This is a genomic window from Lysobacter enzymogenes, assembly GCF_017168095.1.
GTDB classification, from domain to species: Bacteria; Pseudomonadota; Gammaproteobacteria; order Xanthomonadales; family Xanthomonadaceae; genus Lysobacter; species Lysobacter enzymogenes_D.
This window is the reverse complement of record NZ_LXSD01000568.1, coordinates 1-903: the sequence shown is the minus strand read 5'-3', so window position 1 is coordinate 903 and position 903 is coordinate 1. Positions and strand designations below refer to the sequence as shown.

General features: G+C 71.0%; 2 protein-coding genes. Both read right to left on the bottom strand.

Annotated elements, in window-relative coordinates; genetic code table 11:
• Nucleotides 1-57: 57 nt before the first annotated feature.
• Nucleotides 58-648, bottom strand: a complete 591-nt coding sequence (locus tag A7A76_RS22210; RefSeq protein ID WP_206413356.1) for an NIF family HAD-type phosphatase — start codon at nucleotides 646-648, stop codon at nucleotides 58-60.
• A partial coding sequence (locus A7A76_RS22205) for a hypothetical protein (RefSeq protein WP_206413355.1) occupies nucleotides 645-903 on the bottom strand: 259 nt, incomplete at its 5' end. The genes A7A76_RS22205 and A7A76_RS22210, both read right to left, overlap by 4 nt.

Here is a 903-nt window from a genome sequence, read left to right as displayed (position 1 = left end):
CCGCGACACCTGGCTTGCGTCGTAAACGCGATGTCGCGGTCGCGGCTCGCGCCGCTCCTACAGGGGCTTCGGGGCACTTGCGGCGGTGTTTTCGCGCCAGCGGCGTTTTTCGATCCTGCGCACGTCGGCCTCGCCGGCCAGCGCATCGATGTAGCCGATCAACCGCAGCAGCTCGTCGTCGTGCAGGTCTTCGCCCCGATACTCGCTCACGCACACCAGATTGCCGTAGTTCTGCATGTGCTTGCTCGCAGTGTCGTCGATCGCCAGCAGGCGCTCCAGGCGGTAGCCGTGGGTCTTGAGCTTTTGCAGGCGCTTGCGGTTGAGGTATTCGCCGGTGGTCCAGTCGCGGCTGACCGAGCAGCGTGCGTTCGACCACACGAAGCGCAGGGCCTGCGGCGGAAACAGCGCGGCGCAGACGGCGTCGGCGTACAGGCGGCCGGAGGAGGTCCACACGCCGACGTCGTAGCGCGCCAGCACGTGGTCGAGGAAGGTCTGCAGGTGCGGGCGGCGGTAGACGTGATATCCCAGTGCCTGGAAGTCGGCGGCGCGGCCGAGTTCGACCTCGCTGGCGTAGACCAGGGTTTCGTCGAGGTCGAGCATCAGCGCCAGGCGGTCGCCGCTGGGCGCGGCGGGGCGGTCGCGAGTCATGGCGCGGCGCCGGCCGCCGGTGCCGCCAGCGTGCGCGCCTGCCGCCACAACTCGTCGAGCAGCGGCGCGGCGAGGCGGTCGCAGGCGCGGTCGCGGGCGAAGTAGCGTCCGTCCACGCAGGCTTCGAAATAGGCCTGGCGCAGGCGGTGGCGGTCGGCGCAGAACACCGAGCTGCGTTGCGGCGCCGACCACAGCTCGGGCTCGGCCAGGGCCGCGCGCAGCGGTGCCAGCGCGGCCAGCGGCAGTTCGCGCTCG

Coding starts and splice junctions, on each gene's coding strand:
- A7A76_RS22210 (WP_206413356.1), bottom strand. CDS start 648: ATGACTCGCGACCGCCCCGCCGCGCCCAGCGGCGACCGCCTGGCGCTG.